Here is an 8,557-nt window from a genome sequence, read left to right as displayed (position 1 = left end):
GCGCAGGCGCTGCTCGCCATCATGGCCAGCATGTACGCCGCGTACCACGGCCCGCAGGGGCTGCGCATCATCGCCGAGCGCACGCATCGTCTGACGGCCGTGCTGGCCGCCGGCCTCGCCGCACTGGGCGCCGCGCCGCGCAACGCCACGTTCTTCGACACGCTGACCGTGCCCGTGGCCGGCCGTGCCGATGCCGTGCACACGGTGGCCGCTGCACGCCGCTTCAATCTGCGTCGCGAAGACGCCGACACTGTCGGTATCTCGCTCGACGAGACGAGCACGCGCGACGACGTGATCGCCCTGTGGGAAGTGGTGGCCGAGGGCCTCGGCAAGAGCGCCGTCTCGCTGGACTTCGACGCCATCGAGACCACCGTCTCGAACGGCTACCCGGTGGCACTGGCGCGCCAAAGCGCGTATCTCACGCACCCGGTGTTCAACCGCTACCACTCCGAACATGAAATGCTGCGCTATCTGCGCAGCCTGTCCGACAAGGATCTGGCGCTCGACCGCACGATGATCCCGCTGGGCTCGTGCACGATGAAGCTCAACGCCACCTCGGAAATGCTGCCGGTGACGTGGCCCGAATTCGGTCAGATTCACCCGTTCGCGCCGACGGAACAAACGGTCGGCTACCGCGCGATGATCGACCAGCTCGAACAGATGTTGGTGGCCGCGACTGGCTACGCCGCCGTCTCGCTGCAGCCGAACGCTGGCTCGCAGGGCGAGTACGCCGGTTTGCTCATCATTCAGGCGTATCACGCATCGCGCGGTGAAGCGCATCGCGACATCTGCCTGATTCCCGCGTCGGCGCACGGCACGAACCCGGCGTCGGCCCAGATGGCCGGCATGCAGGTCGTGGTGGTCGCTTGCGACGCCAACGGCAACGTCGATCTGGCCGATCTGCAGGCGAAGGCCGAGCAGCATCGCGACCGTCTTGCCGCGATCATGATGACGTACCCGTCCACGCACGGCGTGTTCGAAGCCGGCGCGCGCCAGATCTGCGAGATCGTGCATGCGAACGGCGGTCAGGTGTATGTCGACGGCGCGAACATGAACGCCATGGTCGGCCTGTGCGCACCGGGCGAATTCGGCGGCGACGTTTCGCACTTGAACCTGCACAAGACGTTCTGCATTCCGCACGGCGGCGGCGGCCCGGGCGTGGGTCCGGTCGCGGTGGGCGCGCATCTGGCGCAGTTCCTGCCGAACCAGCACTCGACGGGCTACTCGCGCGACGCCAACGGCATCGGTGCCGTGTCGGCCGCGCCGTATGGTTCCGCCTCGATTCTGCCGATCTCGTGGATGTACGTTGCCATGATGGGCGCGCAGGGCCTGACGGCCGCCACCGAGACGGCTATCCTGAACGCGAACTACGTCGCGAAGAAGCTCGCGCCGCACTACCCGGTGCTGTACAGCGGCCCGGCCGGGCTGATCGCGCACGAGTGCATTCTGGATCTGCGTCCGCTCAAGGACACCAGCGGCATCACGGTTGACGACGTGGCGAAGCGCCTGATGGACTTCGGCTTCCACGCCCCGACGATGAGCTTCCCGGTGCCGGGTACGCTGATGGTCGAGCCGACGGAATCGGAATCGAAGCACGAACTCGACCGCTTCATCGAGGCGATGATCGCGATTCGCGAGGAAATCCGTGCCGTGGAAGAGGGCCGTGCCGATCGCGAGGACAACCCGCTCAAGCACGCGCCGCACACGGCGGACGTGGTGACGGCGGACGAATGGCCGCACGCCTACGCCCGCAGTCAGGCGGCGTACCCGGTGAAGTCGCTGCGCGAGCGCAAGTACTGGCCGCCGGTCGGACGTGCTGATAACGTCTACGGCGACCGGAATCTGTTCTGCGCCTGCGTGCCGATGAGCGACTACGAATAAGCGTCGCGAAAGCTTGGCAATCAGGGGCTGGCAGACACGTTGCCGGCCCCTTTTTTGTCTTTATGGATGTCACGCGAATGCGCCGGATGGGTGGCATTCGTCGCGTCACCGCTACGTTTCAGAACTTCAGGAAAGCCCCATGGCCGTTTCAGTTTTCGATTTGTTCAAGATCGGTATCGGACCGTCGAGTTCGCATACCGTGGGGCCGATGCGCGCGGCGCTGATGTTCGTGCAAGGTCTGGAGCGCGACGGCCTGCTGCCGCAGGTGGCGACGCTGCGTGCCGAGCTGTATGGTTCGCTCGGCGCCACGGGCAAGGGCCACGGCACCGACAAGGGGGTGCTGCTCGGCTTCATGGGCGAGGCGCCCGACACGGTCGATCCGGCGACGATTGCGGGGCGTTTGACCACGCTGCGTCAGGCGAAGGTGCTGTCGATTCTTGGCAAGCACGAGGTGCCGTTCGTCGAGAAGGAACACATGGTGTTCTACCGTCGCGAGGCGATGGCCGAGCATCCGAACGGCATGAAATTCCACGCGTTCGATGCCGAGGGCAACAAACTGCGCGAAGGGCGTTATCTGTCGGTCGGCGGCGGGTTCGTCGTGACGGCCGGCGCGTCGAACGCGCAGGTGCTCGCCGCGCACGACCAACTGCCGTATCCGTTCCGCACGGGCAAGGAACTGCTCGAGATGTGCCGCGCAAGCGGCAAGACCATCGCGGAACTGATGTGGGAGAACGAGAAGGTCTGGCACCACGGCGACGCGGCAACGGCGGAAGCGGATATTCGTCGCGGGTTGCTCAACATCTGGGATGTGATGCAGTCGTGCGTGACGCGCGGTTGCGGCATTGGGAACGACGATGCCGACGGCGAACTGCCGGGGCCGTTGCATGTGCGACGTCGCGCGCCGGAGTTGTATCGTCAGCTCACACAACGCGCCGAGCGTACGCTGTCCGATCCGCTGTCGGTGATGGACTGGGTGAACCTCTACGCAATTGCCGTCAATGAAGAGAACGCTGCGGGCGGCCGCGTGGTGACAGCGCCGACGAACGGCGCGGCGGGCATCATTCCGTCGGTGCTGCATTACTACGACCGCTTTGTGCACGGCGCGAACGAGCAGGGCGTGATCGACTTCCTGCTCACTGCCGGGGCCATCGGCATTCTGTACAAGCTCAACGCGTCGATTTCCGGGGCGGAAGTGGGATGCCAAGGTGAAGTCGGGGTGGCGTGTTCGATGGCTGCGGGGGCACTGGCTGCGGTACAGGGCGGCACGGTCGAGCAAGTGGAGAACGCGGCCGAGATCGGCATGGAGCACAACCTCGGCCTGACGTGCGACCCGGTCGGCGGGCTGGTGCAGATTCCGTGCATCGAGCGCAATGCGATGGCGTCCGTGAAGGCGGTGAATGCGGCGCGCATGGCGTTGCGCGGCGACGGTGCGCACTACGTGTCGCTCGACTCCGTCATCAAGACGATGCGCGAGACCGGTGCCGACATGAAGACCAAGTACAAGGAAACGGCACGCGGTGGTTTGGCGGTGAATATCGTGGAGTGCTGACACTTCTCTAAACGGTGCAGCGGATGGTCAACGAGCCGGGTTCAATGGGTAGGCATGAAGAAGGCAATGAGCCACGCGGCTTTTCTATTCCTGGTCGGCCCTTCCGGATTCGCACCTTCTGCCGGAATTTAACGGAAGAATCCCAAACACACTGCGAGTGACGTCGCAGACAATGCTCCATCTCAACGATCCCGCAATCGCTGACACGCGATGTCGCGCCTTTGCCGGACGATTCGAAAGGGGCATATCAATGCGAAGAAATCAGTCGGGGATCTTTCTCGTCTCCGCAGCGATCGCGATCACCATCGTGGGGATGCTGATTACGTTTTGGGGCGTGAATCAGATGCGGCAGATGCGGATCGAGCGGGCAGAGCGCGCCGGGCACGGGCTGAGGATCATTGGCAACGCGGCAGATACCATCGTCGCAAAGTACTACAAGGACATTGAATCGCTGCTGTCGACGCCTGGTAAAACTTTTGCGATCAAGGGCCATACGTTCACCCATGAGCCTGCTTCGTCGTCGTTCGATTATTCGTACATAGGTCGGCTGGACGCGGCAGCGCTGTTGGCGGTGTTGGATATTTCCGGGGTGGGAAGCAAGCCGCCGCATGGCCTGGGCGATTACGGTATCCGGATTTATCGGAAGTGCGATCGCGAGAAGCCACCGAACTGCCAGATCAATTCGCTGACGTATCTCACTGAACCGGCAAAGCGTGCTTATTCGTCGGAGCCGGATTACGCTTTCGCGGCGATTGTCGCGAAGACGGTCGGTGTCTTCGGTGGGACATCCACGATGGATAAGCCGCAGGAATTCCGATTTGTCGACGAGAGTATGAAGCCCATTCCCGATACTGTTCCGAATCCATTGGGAAAGCCGGGATTGGTCGCCATGCGGGGCGGTTACCTGACGCACAGTCTGGACGTCAATGTTCGACGCGACGGATCGCGCAACATTACGGGTGATCTGGACTTCGAGAACGGCAATTCGCATCAAAGCATCAAAGGGATCAAGAACATCGTCGGCGTGGGAAAGCTCAGCATGATGGAGCTTGAGATCGCGGGCCAGGCCACGATGAAAGGTCCACTGCATCTGAGTGACAAAGGCAAGAACCGGCAGGACATCGTCGGGGCGCGAAATATCGAAGGCGACGGCATGCTGACGATGAAAGGCCTTGAGGTGCAGGGCGCAACGGTGAAGGGTGACGCGACCATTCTCGGCAGCCTGGACGCGAAACGCGGGGCCACCGTCGGCGGTACGCTGAAAATGGAACGCCACAATATCGAGCGCGCGGGGCGGGTGACCGCACAGAGTCTTCAATCCGACTCGGGCGTCATCCGCCTGGATCGATCCAACCGACAAAATGCGTCGTGCCAGGCTGGCGAAATTGGGAGAGACGCCGACGGCAAAATGCTCTCGTGCCAGAACTCTGGTGGCAGTTGGACGTGGCAACTCGCTCGTACCACCGAGTACGTCACCAGGATCGTGCATAAAGAGGTCGAGCGAATCGTCGAGAAGGACAGGCCTATCGTCATGGCGACTTGGGATTACTACTACAACAGGTGCAACGATTATCGAATGTCGGGCGGATGGAAGACGGGATACTACGGAAAAATAGAGGGCGCGCTTTTTTGCAGCATTGTCGCGAAAGGTTGGTGTGACAGGAGTGCGTTCGGTTCAAACGAAAGGGCGACCGTCTATAACGCGGACAACAACGGGCGGCAAGTGACAACTGGCGGCACGCCATACGTCTTTTTTGGCAACACCTACGGCGTTATTGCCTGCGGGTTTTCCTCGGAACGTGATGCCAAGGCAGCTGGGTTCACCGTTTGCGATAGCCGGACCAATAACTGCCGTATGGCAAAGGACTTGTGAGCGCGAAAGTCACCGCGGCTTCGTACCCACTTTCGTGCCCGCTTTCGTGACTGTCACGCAACCGACACAAGCGCTTGTTAACCTACTTTTCGATGTCTCCTTGCCTTGTCTTTGAGCCGCGCGGCGTTTGCCGGGCGGCTTTTTTCTTGTCGCGCTGTTGCGTATAGGAATTGGCGGAAAGATTTGCCGGTTTCTATCGCGCAGGGTCAAACCTTGAGATTCTTCGTCGCTTGCCCCCTGGCATTGCGGGGCCAACAAGTGGTTGCGACAGGAGACACGTGACATGGAGAGCTGGCTCAAGCCGTTGGTCGATACCCTCGGCGGGGTGCTGTCGGGATACCCGCTTGTGATCACCTTGTTGGGGGCGGGGCTTTACTTCACCGTCCGATTCGGTGGAATCCAGGTCCGGGCGCTCTGGCACAGCATCTGTTTGCTGCGTACCTCCGGGAGTACCTCCGGCATCTCACCCTTTCAAGCGTTTGCCACCGGGCTGGCGAGCCGTGTCGGCACCGGCAATATCGCGGGTGTCGCCGTCGCGCTCACGATCGGCGGGCCGGGTGCCATCTTCTGGATGTGGATGACCGCTCTGCTCGGCATGGCGTCCGCCTTCGTCGAATCCACGCTGGCGCAAATCTTCAAGGTGCCGCGCCACGACAACACCTTTCGCGGCGGCCCGGCGTATTACATACAGATCGGCCTTGGGTCGCGCAAATTCGGTGTCCTGTTTGCGCTGGCGCTACTGTTCACCTTCGGGTTCGCGCTCAACTCCGTGCAGTCGCACTCGATTGCCGAGGCGCTGGAAGCGTCGTTCGGCTGGGAGCGGATCTGGATCGGCGTTGCGCTGGTGCTGATGACGGCACCGATCATCTACGGCGGCGTGCGACGCGTCGCACGCTTTGCGCAATGGATCGTGCCGGTCATGGCGCTCGCCTATGTCGGGCTGGCCATCTATGTTTGTGTCGTCAACCTCGATCAGATCCCCGGCATGATCGCGATGATCCTGCGGCACGCGTTCGGGCTTGAGCCGGCCGCCGGCGGTATCGCCGGATATGCCGTCAGCCAGGCCGTCATGATGGGCGTGAAGCGTGGCCTCTTCTCCAACGAAGCGGGCATGGGCAGCGCGCCCAATGCCGCCGCCGTGGCCACGACCAAACACCCGGTACAGCAAGGCCTGATGCAGATGCTCGGCGTGTTCTTCGACACCATCGTCGTGTGTTCGGCCACGGCGTTCATGATCCTGCTCTCGGGCGAGTTCATGCCGGGTGCCGCACCCGAAGGGGCCGTGCTCACCCAGCGCGCCCTGGCCGCTCACGTGGGAAATTGGGCGGTGATCTTCACCGGCATCACGGTGTTCTTCCTCGCTTACTCAAGCGTGCTCGGCAATTACGCCTATGCCGAGGTCAACATGGACTACCTGACGCAGCGTCTGTGGTTGCTCAACATTTTCCGCGCGCTGGTGCTGCTGGCCGTCATGCTGGGGTCGGTCGCCAGCCTGCCGTTGGTGTGGAGCTTCGCGGATGTCGGTACCGCGTTGATGGCGTTCATCAATCTGGTCGCCATCGGCTTGTTGATGAAGTACGCGTTGCTCGCGTGGCGCGACTATCAGGCCCAGCGCCGTGCGGGTGTCGCCGAGCCGGTTTTCACGCGCGACGCATTGCCGCCTGAGATGCGTGAGCGTTTGCCCAAGGATGTCTGGTGACGGGGGCGTGCCGTCGGTCATGGCGAAACGCCGTTGCGCGCTAACGCGGTGAAGCGGTATGGCGGGAAAGCCCTAACGCCCCAACGCCCCAACGCTGTATCGCTGTAACGGCGTCATGCCACGGCGGCACACATCAAGCACAAGGGCCGGTGAGTCATCCTCACCGGCCCTCGTCGTGACCGCTATCGGCCCATCGCCAGGCGCTTACTTGCCGCCGATGGTCTCCAGCACGGTCCACTTGCCACCGACCACCTTGTAGAGCGTGATCGAACCGTACTTCAGATCGCCCGATTTGTCGTACGCCAGCTCACGCGTGGTCACGCCGGGCATGCTGGTCTTCGCGAGCGTCGGCAGGTACTTCGCCGGATCAGTCGAGTTGGCCTTCTTCATGGCCGACATCATGGCCATGGCACCATCGTAGGCGTACGGCGAGTACGTCTCCGGCGCGCTGCCGAACTTGGCCTTGTAGCGCGACTCGTACGCGGCGCCGCCGGGCATCTTGTCGAGCGGCAGGCCGGCGAGCGACACCACCGAGCCGTTGGCGGCGTCGCCAGCGATCTTCAGGAACGCGTCGGACTTGACCATTTCACCGGCCATCAGCGTGCTCTTCATGCCCAGTTCGCGCAATTGCTTGGCGAGCGGGCCAGCTTGTGCGTCGGCACCGCCATAGAAGATCATGTCCGGATTGGCGCGCTTGAGGTTAGTCAGGATGGCGCGGAAGTCCACGGCCTTGTCGTTGGCGAACTCGCGACGCACGATCTTGCCACCGGCGGCCTTCACCGCTTTCTCGAACTCGTCGGCCAAGCCCTGACCGTAAGCTGTGCGATCGTCAACGATGGCGATGTTCTTGAAGCCCAGCTTCTTGACGGCGAACGTACCGACGACCGACCCTTGCTGAATGTCTGAGGTCATCATGCGGAACGTCGTCTTGAAGCCCTGCTTCGTGTATTCCGGGGCCGTCGCCATGGCGATTTCCGGAATGCCTGCCTGCGCATAGATGCGCGAAGCGGGAATCGTCGTGCCGGAGTTGAAGTGGCCGAGCATGCCCTTGATGCCCGAATCGACCAGCTTCTGCGCGACCAGCGAACCCTGACGCGGGTCGGCCTGATCGTCTTCCGACTGCAACACGAACTTCACCGGCTTGCCTTCGATAGTCGGCTTCGTGGCGTTGTACTCGTCAATGGCGAGCTGGATGCCGTTCTGCATGTCTTTGCCGTAGTGCGCCTGGGCGCCCGTGAGCGGTGCGGCAAAACCCAGCTTCACTTCCTGCGCCTGTTGCGCGTTGGCCGTACCGAACGCGAGCAGTCCCGCGACGGCGACCGCGCTGAGCGTAAGCTTCGATTGCATCAACCCTCTCCTTGCATGTGTATGTCGTTGAGTGGCATGCCTGCGGGATCGCCGCGGCACGCCTTTCTTGGATCGCCGTCTGCACAAGGCCGGTCGGCCCGGGACGGCTTCAATCGCAATCAAACGCAATATGCGTCCGACGCGGCAGTATTGGATGGCTGCGCGCGCCGGTCAAGAGGGAGAAGTTCCGATGGAAGGTGCTACCCGC

At 62.5% G+C, this 8,557-nt stretch carries 5 protein-coding genes; 4 read left to right on the top strand and 1 reads right to left on the bottom strand.

Going from position 1 to position 8,557, the window contains the following annotated elements; translation table 11 throughout:
* The 4 genes from gcvP to A985_RS25205 all read left to right on the top strand — a co-directional run.
* Positions 1-1,881: aminomethyl-transferring glycine dehydrogenase (gcvP, locus tag A985_RS25210; protein WP_039830228.1), on the top strand; the 1,881-nt coding region annotated here is incomplete at its 5' end.
* A 139-nt stretch (positions 1,882-2,020) separates the two neighbouring features.
* The gene (locus A985_RS0111815; protein ID WP_017233612.1) at positions 2,021-3,430 is read left to right on the top strand and encodes an L-serine ammonia-lyase; all 1,410 of its coding nucleotides are present in this window, start codon (positions 2,021-2,023) and stop codon (positions 3,428-3,430) included.
* Between the two features lie 250 nt (positions 3,431-3,680).
* On the top strand, positions 3,681-5,303 hold the full coding sequence (locus A985_RS0111810; protein WP_017233611.1) for a hypothetical protein: 1,623 nt from the start codon (positions 3,681-3,683) through the stop codon (positions 5,301-5,303).
* 283 nt (positions 5,304-5,586) lie between these two features.
* Positions 5,587-7,002 carry a sodium:alanine symporter family protein gene (locus A985_RS25205; RefSeq protein WP_017233610.1) on the top strand — a complete coding sequence of 472 codons (1,416 nt, stop codon included), beginning with the start codon at positions 5,587-5,589 and terminating at the stop codon, positions 7,000-7,002.
* Between the two features lie 204 nt (positions 7,003-7,206).
* Here A985_RS25205 and A985_RS0111800 read toward each other — a convergent pair whose 3' ends face one another.
* Positions 7,207-8,349, bottom strand: a complete 1,143-nt coding sequence (locus tag A985_RS0111800) for a branched-chain amino acid ABC transporter substrate-binding protein (RefSeq protein WP_017233609.1) — start codon at positions 8,347-8,349, stop codon at positions 7,207-7,209.
* Positions 8,350-8,557: the final 208 nt, after the last annotated feature.

Origin of the sequence: Pandoraea sp. B-6, from assembly GCF_000282835.1 — a bacterium.
Classification (GTDB): Bacteria; Pseudomonadota; Gammaproteobacteria; order Burkholderiales; family Burkholderiaceae; genus Pandoraea; species Pandoraea cepalis.
Note: the sequence above shows the minus strand (reverse complement) of the source record. Positions and strands in the feature narration are given on the sequence as shown.

Coding starts and splice junctions, on each gene's coding strand:
- A985_RS0111810 (WP_017233611.1), top strand. CDS start 3,681: ATGCGAAGAAATCAGTCGGGGATCTTTCTCGTCTCCGCAGCGATCGCG.
- A985_RS0111800 (WP_017233609.1), bottom strand. CDS start 8,349: ATGCAATCGAAGCTTACGCTCAGCGCGGTCGCCGTCGCGGGACTGCTC.
- A985_RS0111815 (WP_017233612.1), top strand. CDS start 2,021: ATGGCCGTTTCAGTTTTCGATTTGTTCAAGATCGGTATCGGACCGTCG.
- A985_RS25205 (WP_017233610.1), top strand. CDS start 5,587: ATGGAGAGCTGGCTCAAGCCGTTGGTCGATACCCTCGGCGGGGTGCTG.